This window comes from Kribbella italica (assembly GCF_014205135.1).
In the GTDB taxonomy this organism is placed as follows: Bacteria; Actinomycetota; Actinomycetes; order Propionibacteriales; family Kribbellaceae; genus Kribbella; species Kribbella italica.
In genome coordinates this window covers 1476606-1493797 of record NZ_JACHMY010000001.1, presented here as the reverse complement: position 1 = coordinate 1493797, position 17192 = coordinate 1476606, and the positions used below count along the sequence as shown (strand labels likewise).

Sequence of the window (17192 nt, the reverse complement as noted above, 5' to 3'; positions counted from 1 at the left end):
CTCAGTTCGCCCTCCGCAGCCGGACGTCGAACGCGTCCCGTACGCCGTCGCCGAGCAGCGTGAAGCCGAGGACGGCGAGGAACAGCATCGCGCCCGGGAAGACCAGGAACCACGGGTCGGTGCCGGTGTAGACCCACGCGATCGAGTCCGAGATCGACCGGCCGAGACTCGGTGTCGGCGGCGGTACGCCGACGCCCAGGAAGGACAGCGCGGCCTCGGTGCCGATGATGCCCGGCACGGCCATCGTCGCGATCACCAGCACCGGGCCGAGCAGGTTCGGCAGCAGCTCGCGGGTGACCACGTGCCAGCCGCTGGAGCCGGACGAGCGGGCGGCCTCGACGAACTCGCGGGTGACCAGCGAGCGGGCCTGGTTGCGGATCAGGCGGGCCAGTCCGGCCCAGCCGAACACGCTGAGCACGAGGATCAGCAGCAGCGAGCGCGGGAACGAGGCCGGAACAATGATGCCCAGGGCAATCATGAAGACCAGCTGCGGGAACCCGAAGAGGAAGTCGAGCAGCCGCGACACGATCGCGTCGTACCAGCCGCCGAAGTACGCGGCGCTGATGCCGACCAGGGTGCCGACGGTCGTGGTGATGACGGTGCAGACGATCGCGATGAACAACGACGTACGCAGTCCGAGCACGGTGATCGCGAACAGGTCACGCCCGGTCAGCGGCTCGACGCCGAACCAGTGCTCGCCGCTCAGCCCGCCGACCGCGCCGCGCGGGGCGTTGCCCCGCAGGGGATCCAGCAGGCCGATGTTGTAGGTGTAGGCGTCCTGGCCCTCGAGCTTGGCCAGCAGCGGCGCGGCGAGCGCGATGACGATCAGGGCGAGAACCAGGACGGCGCCGAGCCGGGCACTGCGGTCCCGGCGGACACGGCGCAGGGCCTGCCGGGTCGGTGAGACGGCCGTGGCGACCGAGGAACCCACGAAAACTCCTGACAACGATGGACTTGAACCCAGCCAGAGGACGGTAGGCCAGAGTCTGCCACTCCCGGCACGCCGTCTTGAATGGTGAGAATGTGGGTCGACGTACTGTTGTTTCGTGCTGACGCTCCCGGGAAGATCCGCGGCCCGTGCGGGGTTGTGGGTGGCAAGAGCCGTCGAGCGATGAGGAGTACTGATGAAGGCCGTTGTGTTCAGCGAGTTGGGTGCCGCGGACGTGCTGCGGGTGACCGACCTGGCCGTGCCCGAGCCGGGCGCCGGCGAGGTCCGGGTCCGGGTGGCCGTGTCCGGCGTGAACCCGACGGACTGGAAGGGCCGCAGCGGCGCGTACGGCGCTGGTGAGGGTGAGATCCCGCTCTCGGTGCCGAACCACGACGGCGCGGGGGTGATCGACGCGGTCGGTCCGGATGTCGGGGACTTTGCGGTGGGCGATCGGGTCTGGGTGTCGCTGGCGGCGTACCAGCGTCCGGCGAGTGGGACGGCCCAGGAGTACACGATCCTTGCCGTGAACCGTGTCTTTCCCTTGCCCGACGGCGCGAGCTTCGAGCTGGGCGCGGCGACCGGGATCCCTGCACTGACTGCCCACCGGTCGCTGACCGTCGCCGAGGACGGGCCGTCGCGCCTCGCGCCCGGCGCGCTGGAAGGCGCTGTCGTCCTGGTCGCGGGCGGCGCGGGCGCGGTCGGCCACGCCGCCGTGCAGCTCGCGCGCTGGGCCGGCGCGACCGTCGTCGCCACGGTGAGCGGCGAGGCCAAGGCGTCGTACGCGAAGGCCGCCGGTGCGCACCACGTCGTGAACTACCGCGACGACGACGCCGCCGAGCAGATCCGCGCGATCGCGCCGGAGGGCGTCGACCTGATCGTCGAGGTCGCGGCCGGGCGGAACAACGCGCTCGATCTCGCCGTGCTGAAGAACCGCGGCACGATCGCGATCTACGCCAACGACGGCGGGACGCCGTTCGCGATCGACATCGGGCAGAACATGGGCCTCAACGTGCGCTACCAGTTCGTGCTCGGCTACACGTTCGGCTGGGACAAGGTGGCGGCCGGCGCGGAGGACATCAACGCGGCGATCGCCGACGGCGCGCTGCCGGTCGGCGAGGTCGCGGGACTGCCGCTGCTGGAGTTCGGCCTGGACCGGACCGACGACGCGCACCGCGCCGTCGAGTCCGGTGCAGTAGGCAAGGTTCTGGTGAAGGTCGCGGACCTCTGAGGTCGGCTTCTGATCCGGAGGCCGTCCCCGGTCCGGAGGCTGCGCCTGGTCTGCGCGTTACTCCTGGTCGATCAGCTCCCAGCGGCGCCGCGGCCAGAACTTGACCGCGACAACTGCGAGCACGGCACCGACTAGAGCCCCCGGGAGCGCCCAGCGCCAGCCGGTGAAGGCGTCGGTGCCGTCGCTCGTGGTCGCGGCGGCGGCCGTCGTCACGTCCTCGCTCACCGCGACGTCCGGAGTCGCGCCGTCGCTACCCGCCTTGCCCGGCAGCAGTCCGAGCTCGCCGAGCACCTTGGTCAGCGCGACGCCGTCACCCGCCGGATGCCAGACCGGCTTGTCCGCCATCGTCTCGTTGTAGCTCTCGAACGTCGCCACCCACGGCCCGCCCTCGGCGTCGGGGTAGATCAGGTCGAGCCGCCAGACCGACATGTCATGGATCAGCCAGGTCGCGCGAATCACCCGCCCGTAGTTCTTGTCCGCCTCCCAGCCCGGATGGTTCTTGGCCTGCATCCCGACCGAGCTCATCAAGTCGTTGTACCTGGCCTCCTGGTAGCCGGCGGCAACGACTTTCGGGATCGCCGGCGCGCTCACCAGCACGCTCGTCGGTCCACCCGCCTGCGCCGGCGCCGCGACCCACGCCGACATGACGATCAGCAACAACACACCACCCAACCGCAGCAAAGTCTTCATACCTCTCCTACACCGCTCGGCGCTCGGTGGTTCCGGAAATCCGGTTGCCGACCTCGCCCGCTCCCGCAAGGCTGAGACCATGCGCGACTTCGATCCAGCAGCTGCTTTCGGTCCCGCCGTCGCCGCCAACGACGTCAAGTCCTCCCGCGGCGACGAGCAGGTGGCCGTCGACCTCCTCGCCGACCTGGCTCGCGGCGACTCGGCCCTGGAGTTCGCCATCGGCACCGGCCGGATCGCGCATCCGCTGGCCCAACGCGGTATGCGCGTCGACGGCATCGAGCTGTCGCCCGACATGGCCGAGCAGCTCCGCACCAGGCCCGGCGCCGATTTCGACGTCCTCGTCGGCGACATGACCACCACCACGACCGGCCGCCAGTACCCGCTCGTCTACCTGGTCTTCAACACGATCTTCAACCTGCTCACCCAGGACGCCCAGGTCCGCTGCTTCGAGAACGCCGCCCGCCACCTCACCGACGACGGCGTCTTCCTGATCGAGGCCGCCGTCCCGAGCGCCTGGCTGCCGAGCAACCAGTACGTCAACGCCGAGCAGGTCGAACCGTCGTACGTCGTGCTCGACGTCTGCCGCTACGACCCGGCGACCCAGATCCTCGACGAGAACCACGTCCGCCTCGACGCGGCCGGGGTCCATCTCGGCCCGATCTCCTGCCGGCTCGCCTGGCCGTCGGAGCTCGACCTGATGGCCCGCCTGGCCGGGCTGCGTCTGGTCGACCGCTGGGGCGGCTGGGAGAAGGAGCGCTACACCGGCGAGGGCATGCACGTCTCGGTCTACGGCCGCTCCACCGACTGAGCGATCTCCGTGGCGCGGTCCTTGTCCGCCGCGCCTTCCAGCCGGAACGTCAGGCCGTCGTACAGCCAGACCAGCGTGGGACCGGCGACGCGTTCGTACCGCTCGTTGCCGTACTGGTCCTCCAGCACCAGCTCGTGCGGCGTACTGAACCAGTAGCCGTTGACCGCCGGCACAGGCTCCAGCGAGTCGTAGTACTTCTTCACGTAGTACGGCGACAACCGGTCCTTGAACTGCTCCAGCCGTACGACGCCGTCCGCTGTGTTCCAGCTCATCGCCACCTTGCCGCCTGACGCCTCGACGCCGTCCGGCTTACCGAGCCACTTGGGGACGAGCGGTGTGATTCCAGCGAGCCGACCGGCCTCCTGGAGTGACAGCTGCCCGGTGACAACCGGCGGACCGGGTGCACTGGTCGGGCCGCTGGGGACAGGCCGGGCCTCCACGCCGCCGATGTTCAGCCACTCCGCCACAGCAGCCCGGACCGGCGGAGCCACCACGGCACCCGCGACCAGGACGGCCAGCAACGCCAGCAGGGCCCGCCACTTGCTCCGGATCACCTCGCCGGCAGTACGGCGTACGGCCACACGTTCCAGCACGGCCGTCGCCAGGTCAGGTGCAACAGGAGGTGTGAAGGTGCGCCCGAGCGCCCGCAGCTCTTCAGCCAGCTGCTCATCAGTCATCGCTGCACCTCCTTGTCCGGCAGTTGAGTCCGTAGCTTCTTCAGGGCACGGTGCAGCCTCGACTTGACCGTGCCCCTCGCCCAGCCGAGCACTGTGGCGGTCTCCTGCTCGTCCAGCTCCAGCAGGTAGCGACACGTCACCACCAGTCGGTACTGCTCGGGCAGGGCCTTCAGCGCGTCCAGCAACTCGCGTCTGCGCTCCGACGACAGCGCAGCGGTCGCCGGGTCGTCGAGCACCTCGTCGGGGAGCGCCACCAGCTCCTCACGCCGTACGCGCCGCTGTCTGGAGCGGACCTGGTTGCGCGTCTCGTTGGCCACGATCCGCAGCAGCCAGGGCCGGAAGGCCGAGTCGGTCCGGAAGCTGCCGAGCGCCCGGTAGGCCTTCACGAACGACTCCTGCACCACGTCGTCGGCGTCCGCACCGGCACCGAGCAGCACCGCCATCCGCTGCGCCACCTGGGCATGACGGTTCACCAGCTCCGCGTAGGCGGCGGAATCACCACCCCGGACCCGGTGCACGATCGCGGCCTCGTCGCTGATGCCGCCTCCCTTCCCTGTGCCTGAACTACACCACGGCGGCGTTCGCGGTTCCCACTACCCGAAATCGTCCTGGATCCGGTCCAGAATGCTGACCATGACCGCACAGTTCGGCCCGCACCGCTGGTCCGCCGGCCACGACCGCACCCCCGACACCGACCGCTTCCACGGCGCCCGCTTCCACGTCGCCGACCTCCGCGGCACCCGCTTCGTCGACTGCGACCTGACCGGCGCCAAGGTCGTCGACGCCGCCCTGGTCGACGTCTCGATGTCCGGGTACGTCGAGAACCTGGTCGTCAACGGCGTCGACGTCACGGCGTACGTCGAGTCCGAGCTCGACCGCCGCCACCCCGAACGCGTCCAGCTCCGCTCGGTCGCCGGCCTCGACGACTTCCGCGCCCTGTGGACCACCATCGAGTCCCTCTGGGCCGCCACCACGCGCCGCGCCTCGCAGCTCCCTGAAGCGTTGCTCTCCCAACGCGTCGACGAAGAGTGGTCGTTCACCGAAACCCTCCGCCACCTCGTCTTCATCACCGACTCCTGGGCCAGCCGCACCATCCTCGACCAGGAGAACCCGTTCCACCCCTTGGCCCTCCCGCAGTCCGCCTACTCCCCCACCGACGCCGCCGCCCTGGGCATGACGCTCACCGCCACTCCGTCGTACGCCGAGGTCCTCGCAGCCCGCCACTCCCGCCAGGCGACCGTCCGCGACATCCTCAACTCCCACCCCGACCTCAACCACCCCTGCCCCCGCACCCCCGCCCCCGGCTACCCCGAAGGCAACCGCCCAATCGCCGAATGCCTCTACGTCCTCATGGAAGAAGAACTGGACCACCACCGCTACACCACCCGAGACCTCACCACCCTCGAGTCGTGACCCGCCACCTGGGCGCTCTTCGCGAACTCATCGACTACTGAGCCAGGTGGCTCGTCACCAGGAGCCGCCGCCTCCGCCGCCGGAGCCTCCGCCTACGCCGCTGCTGGAGCTGCCGCTGTAGCTGCTGTCGGAGGACGAGCTGCCCGAACCACCGCTGGACGACCTGGCGCTGTCGGTCGCGGCGGGCAGGTACAAACCTAGCTGCCAGCGGACGTGGTCGTACTCGGGCTGGGCCAGCCGGGCCGAACCGCCCTTCTTCGTGGCGCGCTCAGCGGCGAGCACCCAGGAGGTGGTTTCGCCGAGTCCAGCGGCCCAGGCGGTGAGGAGGTCCTCGTCGCGACCGTCCCAGCCGTCGAGGCCGACGAGGTAGAGGCGGTAGGCCTCGGCCTGGCACCACAGCTCCGAACCTCGCGCCGTACGGGCTACCAGTTCCCACGACCGGACCGCTGCCGCGAGACCACCACCGGCCAGGGCCGCGCCGATCGCGGTCGGCACCCGCCAGCCCGTGCCCGTGTCCAGCACACCGCCGGCACTGAAGATCAGCACGACCACTCCGGCGACAGTGGCCAGTACGCCGCCGAACAGCGCCACCCGGCGCGAGCGCTCCGCACCCGGCACCCACAGCTCCAGTTCGTCGGACTGCCGCCAGGCCTTCAACCCGGCCTCCAGTTCCTTCCACGCCTCGGCGAACTTCCGGTTGTGCTTGCGCAGCGATACATCCCGGTTGTTGGCGAACAGAGTGCCGATCACGCGCCGGGTCAGCTCGTCGGCGTCGGCGGGCTCCTCGTCGGCCTTGCGCAGTACCGGCCGGGTCGCCCCGGTGATCCGCAGGTGGCCGTCCAGCCCGGCGCCGAGCAGCCACGCGACCAGATGGTTCTTGCGAACCTGCCCGGTCAGCAGGATCCCGGCCTGGGCCGGTCCGAGCTCCGTGGGCGGAAGGCCCGACGGCCGAACGGTCCGCGCCAGCCGGCCGGCATCCATCCGGCGGATGCTGCCGTCCGCGCCCCGCACCCGCGCCCGTCCCGCGAACTGCAGGAGTCCCGTGACCAGCACAGCCGCCGCGAGGGCGATGCCGGTGATCCACAACCACCCCTGCACCAGGTGTCCTTCGGCCTCGGACGGCGCCGGCCCGGTCGGCGCCGCGGGCAGGGTCGCCCCGCCGCCACCGGCCTTGGTGAACGTCCCGTAGACAGTGAGGCCCTGCCCCTTGTCGAGGCCTCCATGACTGGCATCGATCTGTCCCGGCACAGGCTGCCGCGTCGTCCCGCAGGGATCGCCGGACCCGTACGTCCCTGCCGCACAAAGCACCGAGCGCAGCGCGTACGGCGTGACGACGTGCACCTCGACCTGCCTGATCGGCACCTCCCACTCGGTGCCGACGGCGTCCCACGCCAGCCGCTCCAGGTTGCCCAGGGTCCGCAGCGTGTACTCGATCCGGTACCGGTGTGTCCCCGTCACCGTCGACGCCGGGTCGCCGATCACCAGCTCTGTCAGCAGCGTGCCGCTGGCCCGGAACGGGACCTTGGCGCCGTCCATCGTGACCGAGACGTCCGTCAGGTCGCCCCGCGCGTCCAGCGGCACGGTCCGGAAGATCCCGTGCTTGTCCGCACCGGCGAAGTCGTAGTCGATCACCTCGGTGATCCGCGCACTCCCGTCCTCCCGGACCTCCGCCCCCACCCACATCCGCGCGACCTGCTCGCCCGACTGCCCGAGCAGCCCCACCAGCAGCCCGACGAGCCCGATCACCAGGCCGCCGGCCACCAACCAGAGCGCGTCCTTGCGTCGACGTCTCACCACTGAACCGGCCATCGCCGTACGCCCTCCTGGCACCGAGCACTCGTTGATCTGCGCAACCATCTTCCCGGGCCCGAGGTCCACCGCTTCGGGCAGGCAGTCTCGGCACCGAGAACCAGGAAGGACAAGGGAACACCTGTTCTATTCTAGATCCATGGGGACCAATCGCCGCTATCCACGCGAACAGCCGCCAGGGCGGCACCGACGGCACTGCTGGGTCCTGGCGACCGCCCACGAACGAGGCCCCTGGCCCGGCCTCATCCTCGAGTGGCGCCGCACCAACTCCGGCGACTGGTCCGCCCGCGTCGTCTACGTCCCCGACCCCCACGAGCACCGCTCCATCGAAGCCTGGTTCGCCTCCGGCCTGCTCCGCCCCATCGACTCCTGGCCCTCCCGCACCACCGTCGACGAGGCCCGGCACATCGACGTCCACGGGATGTGAGGCGGCGTTGTCCACAACGCATTCGATCCGCGCGAAAACCGTCCGTACGACGTACTAAGGTCGTTCCCGTGCCTGACCTCGACGAGTCCTTCCTCGCCCTTCCGCGCCACGAGCTGGCCGGCGCCGCCCTGCAACGTGCCAAGGATCTCGGCGCGACTTTCGCGGAGTTCCGGCTGGAGCGCATCCGCTCGGAGTCGATCGCCCTGCGCGACGGCGCGCTGGAGAGCGCCCGCGACGACGAGGACCTCGGCCTGGCCGTGCGTGTCGTGCACGACGGCACGTGGGGTTTCGCCGCCGCCGTCGCACTGACCACCGACAGTGCGGTCGCCGTCGCCGAGCAGGCGGTCAACCTGGCGCAGGTCTCCCGCCCGATCAACACCGAGCCGATCGAGCTGGCCGACGAGCCGGTGTACGACGACGTCACCTGGGTCTCGTCGTACGAGGTGGATCCGTTCAGCGTGCCGCGCGCGGAGAAGGTCGCGCTGCTCGCCGACTACAGCCGCCGCCTGCTCGAGGCCGACGGCGTCACCCACGTCAACGCGCACGTCGCGTCCGTGCACGAGTGCAAGTTCTACGCGAACTCCGAAGGCACGTCGTACACGCAGCAACGCGTCCGCATCGGCCCCTCGATCCAGGCGACGTCGGTCGACCCCGAGTCGGGCCGCTTCGACACGATGACCACCTGCGCGCCACCGGCCGGCCGCGGCTGGGAGTACCTGACCGGCACCGGCTGGGACTGGGACACCGAGCTCGCGCAGATCCCCGGCTGGCTGGCCGACAAGATGGTTGCCCCGAGCGTCGAACCGGGCCGGTACGACGTGGTCGTGGACCCGACGAACCTCTGGCTGACCATCCACGAGTCGATCGGCCACGCCACCGAGCTCGACCGCGCCCTGGGCTACGAGGCCAACTACGCCGGCACGAGCTTCGCAACCCTCGACCAGCTCGGCACACTCAAGTACGGCTCGCCGATCATGCACGTCACCGGCGACCGCACCGCCGAGCACGGCCTGTCCACCGTCGGGTACGACGACGAGGGCGTCGCCGGTCAGCAGTGGGACCTGGTCAAGGACGGCCTCCTCGTCGGCTACCAGGTGGACCGCCGGATGGCGAAGGTCAACGAGGACGTGCTCGGCACCGAACGCTCCAACGGCTGCGCGTACGCGGACTCCTCCGGCCACATCCCGATCCAGCGCATGGCCAACGTCTCCTTGCAGCCCGCGCCCGACGGCCCCTCCACCGAGGAGCTGATCAGCCAGGTGCAGAACGGGATCTACATCGTCGGCGACAAGTCCTGGTCGATCGACATGCAGCGCTACAACTTCCAGTTCACCGGCCAGCGGTTCTTCAAGATCACCGACGGCAAGCTCGACGGCCAGCTGCGCGACGTCGCGTACCAGGCGACCACCACCGAGTTCTGGGGCTCGATGGCGGCGGTCGGCGGCCCGCAGACCTACCTGCTCGGCGGCGCGCTGAACTGCGGCAAGGCGCAGCCGTCCCAGTCCGGCGCGGTCACCCACGGCTGCCCGTCCGCCCTGTTCCGCGACGTCAACATCCTCAACACCACGCAGGAGGCCGGCCGGTGACGACCGCCATTCAGCTCACCCCGCAGGACACCGTCGAGCAGGCCCTGGAGCTCGCGGCCGCGCAGGGGGCCGAGGGCTGTGTCGTCCTCGTCGCCGAGACCTCCAGCGCGAACCTGCGCTGGGCCAACAACACCCTCACCACGAATGGCGCGATGCGCGGCACCAGCGTCACGGTGATCGCGACGGTCGGCGCCGGCGAGGGCACGGCGGTCGGCATCGTCAGCCGCTCGTCGGTCACCTCGGAGACGCTGCACGAGATCGTCGAGGCCGCGGTCGCGACGGCGCGCGACGCCGAGCCGGCCGAGGACGCACGCCCCCTGGTCGACGGCACCGTCGGCCCGGGCTGGGACGAGGAGGCCGACGAGACCTCCGTCAACGTGTACGAGAAGTTCGCGCCGGCGCTCGGTGAAGTGCTCGGCCGGGCGGGCAAGGAAGGCCGCTGGCTCTACGGCTTCGCCGACCACGAGGTCGTCACGCTGTACGCCGGATCGTCGGCCGGGATGCGTTTGCGGCACTCGCTCCCCCGCGGATTCGTCAGCGCGACCGGCAAGTCCGGCGATCTCGCGCAGTCCGCCTGGGCGGGTGCCGCGACCCGGGACTTCAGCGACATCGACCCACACACGCTCGACGCCGAGCTCACCCGCCGGCTCGGCTGGGCCTCGCGGACGGTCGCGGTCGACGCGGGCCGGCACCCCACGATCCTGCCGCCGGCCGCTGTGGCCGACCTGACGACGTACCTGTTCTGGACGCTCGACGGCCGTGACGCCGCGGACGGCAACAGCCCGTTCTCCAAGCCAGGCGGCGGTTCCCGCGTCGACGACGTACTGTCCAAGCAGCCAGTCAACCTCCGCTCCGACCCGCACCTGCCGGGCCTGGAGACGTTCCCGTTCGCGGTCGCGCGGTCGTCCGGTGGATCGTCCAGCGTCTTCGACAACGGCCTCACGCTGACCGCGACCGACTGGATCCGCGGCGGCAAGCTCGAGAACCTGATGCAGAGCCGCTTCACCGCGGACCTCACCGGCGCTCCCGCGGTCACGCCGACGATCGACAACTACGTCCTGTCCGTCGACGGTGCCACCGGCTCGGTCGACGACCTGGTCGCCGGCATGGACCACGGCCTGCTGCTCACCTGCCTGTGGTACATCCGCGTCGTCGACCCGCAAACCCTGCTGGTCACCGGCCTCACCCGCGACGGCGTCTACCTGGTCGAGAACGGCGAGGTCACCGCCGCGGTCAACAACTTCCGCTTCAACGAAAGCCCGATCGACCTCCTCGACCGCTTCACCACGGCCGGCGCCACCGTCCCGTCCTTCTCCCGCGAATGGGGCGACGAGTTCTCCCGCACCGCGACGCCGCCTCTCCTGATCCCCGACTTCAACATGTCCACCCCAAGCCAAGCGAACTGATCAGTCCCGGGAGGCTCCCCCAGGAGCCTCCCGTACGACGGCTCGCACAACAGCCGCTCCGAGACGGCAGCGCGCCCTCGCGGCAGCGCGCCCAGGCGGCAGCCCCTGCCGATCGCATCAGCTGCTCGACGCGGGCAAGCACGACGGCAGCATCCGTACCGACGCCGACCCCGGCGACTTCCTGCAGCTCACCGGCGCGCTGTGGCGGGCGGCGCGCGGGCCGGACGACCGCTCGCCGCGCATGCTCGCGCTCGTCCTCGACGGCCTCCGGCCGCAGCAGCCGTTGCCCTAGGCAAGCAGCTGGAAAGGTGTGGACGACGTCGTACCGGGGCTTGTAGCTTGCAGTCGTCCGTGACACCGCACGAAGAATCGAGACCCTCCTGTACGACGTGATCATCGCCGGCTGCGGGCCGACCGGCGCGATGCTGGCCGCCGAGCTCCGGCTGCACGACGTCCGCGTTCTCGTTCTGGAGAAGGACACCGAACCGGTGTCGTTCGTCCGCATCGTCGGTCTGCACATCCGCAGCCTCGAAGTGATGGCGATGCGCGGGCTGCTGGAGCGCCTGCTCCCCCACGGGAGGCGGCGCCCCGCGGCCGGGTTCTTCGCCGCGATCAGCAAGCCGGTACCCGAGGGCCTCGACTCCGCGCACGCCTACCTGCTGGGCATCCCGCAGCCGGTCGTCGTACGGCTGCTCGAAGAACACGCGATCGATCTGAGCGCGGAAGTTCGGCGCGGCGGCACGGTCGCCGGTATCGCGCAGGACGACGACGGCGTGACCGTCGGGCTGCCGGACGGCGAACGGTTGCGGGCGCGCTACCTCGTCGGCTGTGACGGCAGCCGCAGCACGGTGCGCAAGCTGCTCGGCGTCGGATTCCCCGGCGAGCCGTCGCGGACCGAGACGCTGATGGGCGAGCTGGAAGTCGCGGCGCCGCAAGAGGAGATCGCCGCCAAGGTGACCGAGGTTCAGCAGACCAGCAAGAGCTTCAGTCTCACGCCGTTCGGCCAAGGTCTCTATCGCGTCGTCGTGCCCGTCGTGGACGTCAGCGAACGCGCGGAGGCGCCGACGCTCGAGGACTTCCGGCACCAGTTGCGCGCCCTCGCCGGGACGGATTTCGGCGTGCATTCGCCGCGTTGGTTGTCCCGCTTCGGGGATGCCACCCGGTTGGCCGAACGCTACCGGGTCGGGCGCGTGCTGCTGGCCGGCGACGCGGCCCACATCCATCCACCGACCGGCGGGCAGGGCCTCAACCTGGGGATCCAGGACGCCTTCAACCTCGGCTGGAAGCTGGCCGCACAGATCCGCGGCTGGGCTCCGGAAACCCTGCTGGACACGTACGAGGCCGAGCGCCGTCCGGTCGCTGCGGACGTGCTGGACAACACCCGCGCGCAACTGGAGCTGTCGTCCACCGAGCCGGGTCCGCAGGCCGTACGGCGGCTGCTCACCGAGCTGATGGACCTCAAGGAGGTGAACCGCCACCTGATCGAGAAGATCACCGCGATCGACCTTCGCTACGACGTCGGCGAAGGTCCGGACCTCCTCGGCCGACGCCTGCGCGATCTCGACCTGCGACAGGGCCGCCTCTACGACCAGCTGCACCGAGGCCGCGGCCTCCTGCTGGACCGCACCGAACGCCTGACCGTCGGCGCCTGGTCCGACCGAGTCGACCACCTCGCCGATCCCACTGCTCCACTGGACGTCCCGTGCGTCCTGCTCCGCCCCGACGGCCACGTCGCCTGGATCGGGGACAAGCAGCAGGACCTGGACGCGCAGCTCAACCGCTGGTTCGGCCAGCCGGTCGCCTGAGTTCGCGGGCCGAACGCCGATCTCCCACGGCGGTCAGGCGGTCAGGCGGTCAGGCAGGCTTCGCCTGAGTGACTCGCCAGAGCTTGCGCGGCCCCTCGTCGTACGCGTCGGCTCCACCAAGCTCCCAGTGATCCGCCAGCTCGCCGATCAGCTCCCGATCGAAGAACCGCCCGGCAAAACCGTCCTTGGCGTACAGGCCGTCACCGACCTCCGGGCACTTGCCGAAGTGCGGATCCTCGGTCGACCACACCGAGTACACGAACAGCCCACCGGGCCGCAGCACCCGCCGGACCTCGTTCATCAGCGACCGCAGCTGCGACCGGGTGAACGCCATGTTCAGCAGCAGGTTCGCGTACACCGCGTTCACCGTCGCGTCAGCGGGCGGTAACGGATCGCGTACGTCGTGCAACGCGGCCGTCACCCGATCGTCCAGCCCGTCGCGCTGAGCGTCCAGCCGCAACTGGTCGAGCGCCGACTCGCTGAAGTCCGTCGCGTGCACGCTGAACCCCTGCCGGGCCAGGTACAACGCGTCCCGCCCGTGCCCGGCGCCGAGTTCCAGCACGTCGTCGATGCCCGCGGCACCGAACAGCCGAACCGTCCACCGCGCGGCCGCCGACGGCTCCGACCCGTGCAGCCGCGGGTTCTCGTCGTACGCCCGCTGCCACCTGTCCTGCTGAGCCCTCGCGAGCTCCTGCTCAGTCTTCATCCTGCTCCCCGTGGTCGCCGTGCCGATCAGAGAAACCGGCAGACCCGCTGCAGCCTACGCGACAACTCACGACCCGTCTTCCCGCCGCCTCTCCTTTGCCAACCGCAACGACCTGGCCCAATTAATTGCTAATAGCAACATTCTCCGGCTCGCACCGTCCCTGGCCAGCCGAAACCGGGACCGGCGAGACACTGACCGGCCGGCCGGATCCGGACCTGCTCGCCCCGGCGGCTACTGGCCGTCATCAGACCTGTAGGCGGTTGGTATCCAACTGAGCCCTCACCGCGCGGCCGGCCGGCGCCGCGGACACTCCGGCCCGCGGTGCGAGCCGGCACCCCGCTTCCCATACTGGAGGGGAACCACGATGAAGCCGGGGGGCGAATGGCCAACCGCGATGATCCGGACTCATCCGACGCCGTCGTACTGACGCATGCGCTGAGAGCGCTCCGGATGCGGGCCGGCGTGGTTCTGGCCAGGCTCGAGGACACCAAGAACGAGGACGTCGCCTCCCTGCTCAACCTGCCCGTCGTCCGCGCACACGCGGAACGGCAGGAGATCGGCCGGCCGGACGCGGCCCTGCAGATCATCGCCCAGGCAGTCCGAGACACCGGCAACGCGACCCACCGCATCGTCGCCGACGCCGTCCTCGGCCTCGGCGTTCTCGCCGACGTCTACGCGCAGCACGGCCTCGATGACAAGGTGATCCAGTCGTTGCGCGCCGGCGCCGTCGGCCGCCGCCGCGCGACGCTGCTCGCGAACTGGCGCCGCCTCCACGAGGCGATGGGCGAGACCGCCACCGAACCACCCAGCGACCGCACCCTGCGCGGCAGCACCGAACCCGAAGTACTCCGCCAACTGGCGCGCCGCCTGATCCAACCGGGTCCGGTCTCCCCCACCGCCGGCCCGCTGTCCAGCGCGACCGATCCGGACCCGCCGCCGAGCGCCCCCGCGGGCCGCGTGATCGTCGTCGGCGGCGCCGTGATGGACGCGATCTTCCGGACCAAGATGATCCCCCAGCACGAGACCTCCGTCCCCGCGCACGACTTCACCCTCACGCCCGGCGGCAAGGGGGTCACCCAAGCGATCGCCGCCGCCCGCCTCGGTCTGAAGGTGTCGATGGTCGCCGCGGTCGCCGCGGTCGCCGACGATCCGTTCGGTCACGAGATCGTCCAGCACCTGCGCGCCGAGAACGTCGACACGTCGTTGCTCAAGATCGTCCGCGGTGCCCGGACGCCGATGACCGGGGTCTTCGAACTGGACCTGGGCGACAGCATCGCGGCGGTCTGGCGCAACGAGAAGGAGATCAGCCTGACCGTCCGCGACGTCGACCTGCTGGGCCGGCAGATCGCGGACTGCGACGCGCTGCTGCTCACCTTCGAGGTCCCCCGCGAAACCGTCCAGCGCACCCTCGGCCTGGCCCACTCGAACGAGACGACCCGGCCGATCGTCATCGTCACTCCCGGCCAGCCACACCCCGACGGCCGCATCTCCCGCCCGGCCCTCGGCCAGATCGACTACCTCGTCGCGCACGCCTGGGAGCTCGCCCGCTACCGCCCGACCGACCAGGACCGTTTCGACGCCGACCGCCTCGGCGAACACCTGCTGGACGGCGGCGTCGGCACCCTGTGCCTGCTCGGCAACGGCGGCGGCCTGATCTACTCGCGCACCGCCCCGACCATCGACCGTCTCCCCACGGTCTCCCGCTCCCCGTTCAAAGAGGTCTCGATCACCCGCGACGCCTTCTGCGCCGCCCTCGCCGCCAAACTCATCGACGACGGCCCGACCCTCACGCCGGCCGCCGCCCGCTGGGTCACCGCCGCCATGGCCTGCGCCGCCGAGGACTTCCCGCTGGCCACCACGATGCCCGACCGCGACCGCATCAACCGCAAACTCCGCGAGGCCCAGAACTTCTGACCTACACCTGCACTGAAGACCATTTAACTCGCGCGGACTGTCAAGGTGGGCAACTTCTCCCCATAATAGACCTCGCGGCGAGCCGAGGGGGCCCATGTGGAACGGAACGACCGAATAACCCACCAGGAAGTACTTGAGATCCTCAAGAGCCTTCGTAAGGGTCGCGGCATCCCACCCGACAACGTCCCGGCATCGAAGATTACGCTCGCGGCAGGGCTTTCAAGACTCTACGCTTTCAGACGGTTCGAGCGTATTGGAAACCCCGATGACATGTTCCCCGCAATTCGCCGACTGATCGTTCAGTGCACCGCGAGCCTGCCGGATCCCACTCAACGGCTGGTGCTCTGGATCGTCCTGGCACTTGATGACCAGCTGCCCAAGAACCTGAGCCAGAGAGACAGGACAGAACTCACCGAATCAACTTTGGACAAACGTCGGGCAGCGCTGGTTGAGCGATGGTCACACCTCCACGAAGCTCTGTCCAAAGGCAATGCAGAGCTCCGCCCCGAAGGCAATCGGCAGAAACCTCCCACAGCGCGGCACCTTCGCCGGAGCGGTGAACTGACAGCTCTGGCTGTCCTGGCGAAGGCGCTCCTGGAGGCCCCAGGCAACGGCACCGCACCGTCAGTCCGCGCTGGCCCTCCAGCACAGAGCATCGGAAAAGTAGTCGTGGTCGGCAGCGTGGCGATGGACCTGACGTTCAGAGTGCACGACTTCCCACCTCACGAAACCTCCACGGAGGCCTCGAGCTTCAAGGTCACTCCTGGCGGGAAAGGTTTTATGCAGGCGATCGCCGCCGCGCGACTTGGCCTTAATACAGCACTACTGGCAACCATCGCTGACGACGAGTATCAAGACTTGATTATCGGACAACTCCAGGCCGCACGAGTTGATACATCTCTGATAAGAATTGCCAACAAGGCCGACAATGAATATCTCGAAGGCGAAGACAACTGGAGCGGAACGAGCTTCACGGGAATCTTCGAGCTACCACTCGGCGACAGCACGGCGGTGAATTTCCGTGGCCATGCAAGAATTACCTCACAGGACATCAACGCCGCATCCGCACGGATCGCCTCGTGCGATGCCTTGCTGGTGACCTTCGAGATTCCAACCAGGATCATGCAAGAGTTGCTGACCATGGTGGCAGGACTTCCCCCTGATCGACCTCAGGTGATCGTCACCCCGGGACAGCCATATGTCGAAGGGAACAAACTCGCCCGCCGTGTTCTCACACATGTGGACTATCTAGTCGGGCGCCGTTGGGAGTTCGAGCAGATCTTCTCGAAGGAACACCCCACGCTGCCCGGCGACAGCCTCTACAAGCACCTGTTGAGTCAGGGCGTGAAGAACGTCTGCGTGATGAACGATCACGGTTCATCGGTGTACCGGGACATGGCGGACGTAATCACGGAGAACCCACCTCACCACCTCTACACGATGGCAAACTCCGCCATCTCGCGCGACGCGTTCTGTGCCGCCATCGCCCATCGCCTCATCGAGGATCCAACAGGAATCGGCGACTCTCCCGGACTCGCAGAGGCGGTTCGATGGGCCACAGCTGCGATGGCTCAGGCAGGCTCCGAGTTCTCGAAGGCTGTCGAGGCGAAGGACGAGACGCCAGCCTTCAACTCTTTACCAAACCGTGACGATGTCAATCGCCGGCTCGAGACCGTCAACCGGGTAGCCAAAAGCCCTGAACTGGCCGCGGAGAACCAACGGGACGACAGTCGCCGGCCGAACTAGCCACGGCCGACGATCGACTGGCGCCAAAACTTACAGTCTGGCGGTGACC

16 protein-coding genes are annotated in these 17192 nt (G+C 69.3%); 10 read left to right on the top strand and 6 right to left on the bottom strand.

Features of this window, described 5'->3' with window-relative positions; genetic code table 11:
* Nucleotide 1: 1 nt before the first annotated feature.
* Nucleotides 2-931 (bottom strand): ABC transporter permease subunit, encoded by a 930-nt coding sequence (locus tag HDA39_RS06980; RefSeq protein ID WP_184794411.1) that lies wholly within the window; start codon nt 929-931, stop codon nt 2-4.
* Nucleotides 932-1124: 193 nt separating this feature from the next.
* Between HDA39_RS06980 and HDA39_RS06975 the strand changes: the two genes are divergently transcribed.
* Nucleotides 1125-2156 carry an NADPH:quinone reductase gene (locus HDA39_RS06975; RefSeq protein ID WP_184794410.1) on the top strand — a complete coding sequence of 344 codons (1032 nt, stop codon included), beginning with the start codon at nt 1125-1127 and terminating at the stop codon, nt 2154-2156.
* Between the two features lie 57 nt (nt 2157-2213).
* Here HDA39_RS06975 and HDA39_RS06970 read toward each other — a convergent pair whose 3' ends face one another.
* Nucleotides 2214-2846 carry a hypothetical protein gene (locus tag HDA39_RS06970; protein WP_184794409.1) on the bottom strand — a complete coding sequence of 211 codons (633 nt, stop codon included), beginning with the start codon at nt 2844-2846 and terminating at the stop codon, nt 2214-2216.
* Between the two features lie 79 nt (nt 2847-2925).
* Between HDA39_RS06970 and HDA39_RS06965 the strand changes: the two genes are divergently transcribed.
* Nucleotides 2926-3654: a class I SAM-dependent DNA methyltransferase gene (locus tag HDA39_RS06965; protein ID WP_184794408.1), complete on the top strand. Its 729-nt coding sequence runs from the start codon at nt 2926-2928 to the stop codon at nt 3652-3654.
* Here HDA39_RS06965 and HDA39_RS06960 read toward each other — a convergent pair.
* Nucleotides 3633-4331: a hypothetical protein gene (locus HDA39_RS06960; protein WP_184794407.1), complete on the bottom strand. Its 699-nt coding sequence runs from the start codon at nt 4329-4331 to the stop codon at nt 3633-3635. The two genes, HDA39_RS06965 and HDA39_RS06960, sit on opposite strands and share 22 nt — an antisense overlap.
* The gene (locus HDA39_RS06955; protein ID WP_337925657.1) at nt 4328-4849 is read right to left on the bottom strand and encodes an RNA polymerase sigma factor; all 522 of its coding nucleotides are present in this window, start codon (nt 4847-4849) and stop codon (nt 4328-4330) included. The genes HDA39_RS06960 and HDA39_RS06955 overlap by 4 nt, the downstream gene beginning before the upstream one ends.
* Before the next feature lie 115 nt (nt 4850-4964).
* Here HDA39_RS06955 and HDA39_RS06950 point away from each other — a divergent pair, with 115 nt between their 5' ends.
* The gene (locus HDA39_RS06950; RefSeq protein WP_184794406.1) at nt 4965-5744 is read left to right on the top strand and encodes a DinB family protein; all 780 of its coding nucleotides are present in this window, start codon (nt 4965-4967) and stop codon (nt 5742-5744) included.
* 54 nt (nt 5745-5798) lie between these two features.
* Here the strand turns inward: HDA39_RS06950 and HDA39_RS06945 are convergent, their stop codons facing one another.
* Nucleotides 5799-7553 carry a DUF2207 domain-containing protein gene (locus tag HDA39_RS06945; protein ID WP_238355995.1) on the bottom strand — a complete coding sequence of 585 codons (1755 nt, stop codon included), beginning with the start codon at nt 7551-7553 and terminating at the stop codon, nt 5799-5801.
* A 139-nt stretch (nt 7554-7692) separates the two neighbouring features.
* Here HDA39_RS06945 and HDA39_RS06940 point away from each other — a divergent pair, with 139 nt between their 5' ends.
* From HDA39_RS06940 to rox, 5 genes are all read left to right on the top strand, one after another.
* Complete coding sequence (locus tag HDA39_RS06940; RefSeq protein ID WP_184794404.1) at nt 7693-7980, top strand: hypothetical protein; 288 nt, start codon at nt 7693-7695, stop codon at nt 7978-7980.
* A 68-nt stretch (nt 7981-8048) separates the two neighbouring features.
* Nucleotides 8049-9566, top strand: a complete 1518-nt coding sequence (locus HDA39_RS06935; RefSeq protein WP_184794403.1) for a metallopeptidase TldD-related protein — start codon at nt 8049-8051, stop codon at nt 9564-9566.
* A complete protein-coding gene (locus tag HDA39_RS06930) occupies nt 9563-10972 on the top strand; it encodes a metallopeptidase TldD-related protein (RefSeq protein ID WP_184794402.1) in 1410 nt (469 codons plus the stop codon). The genes HDA39_RS06935 and HDA39_RS06930 overlap by 4 nt, the downstream gene beginning before the upstream one ends.
* A gap of 121 nt (nt 10973-11093) precedes the next feature.
* Nucleotides 11094-11264 carry an SbtR family transcriptional regulator gene (locus HDA39_RS44080; RefSeq protein ID WP_420488796.1) on the top strand — a complete coding sequence of 57 codons (171 nt, stop codon included), beginning with the start codon at nt 11094-11096 and terminating at the stop codon, nt 11262-11264.
* Nucleotides 11265-11361: 97 nt separating this feature from the next.
* On the top strand, nt 11362-12777 hold the full coding sequence (rox, locus tag HDA39_RS06925) for a rifampin monooxygenase (protein WP_337925656.1): 1416 nt from the start codon (nt 11362-11364) through the stop codon (nt 12775-12777).
* 49 nt (nt 12778-12826) lie between these two features.
* Here the strand turns inward: rox and HDA39_RS06920 are convergent, their stop codons facing one another.
* Nucleotides 12827-13483 (bottom strand): class I SAM-dependent methyltransferase, encoded by a 657-nt coding sequence (locus HDA39_RS06920; RefSeq protein ID WP_184794401.1) that lies wholly within the window; start codon nt 13481-13483, stop codon nt 12827-12829.
* A gap of 381 nt (nt 13484-13864) precedes the next feature.
* Here HDA39_RS06920 and HDA39_RS06915 point away from each other — a divergent pair, with 381 nt between their 5' ends.
* Both HDA39_RS06915 and HDA39_RS42165 read left to right on the top strand, forming a co-directional pair.
* The gene (locus HDA39_RS06915; RefSeq protein WP_184794400.1) at nt 13865-15397 is read left to right on the top strand and encodes a PfkB family carbohydrate kinase; all 1533 of its coding nucleotides are present in this window, start codon (nt 13865-13867) and stop codon (nt 15395-15397) included.
* A 96-nt stretch (nt 15398-15493) separates the two neighbouring features.
* Nucleotides 15494-17143 (top strand): PfkB family carbohydrate kinase, encoded by a 1650-nt coding sequence (locus tag HDA39_RS42165; protein ID WP_184794399.1) that lies wholly within the window; start codon nt 15494-15496, stop codon nt 17141-17143.
* The last annotated feature ends 49 nt before the right edge of the window (nt 17144-17192 follow it).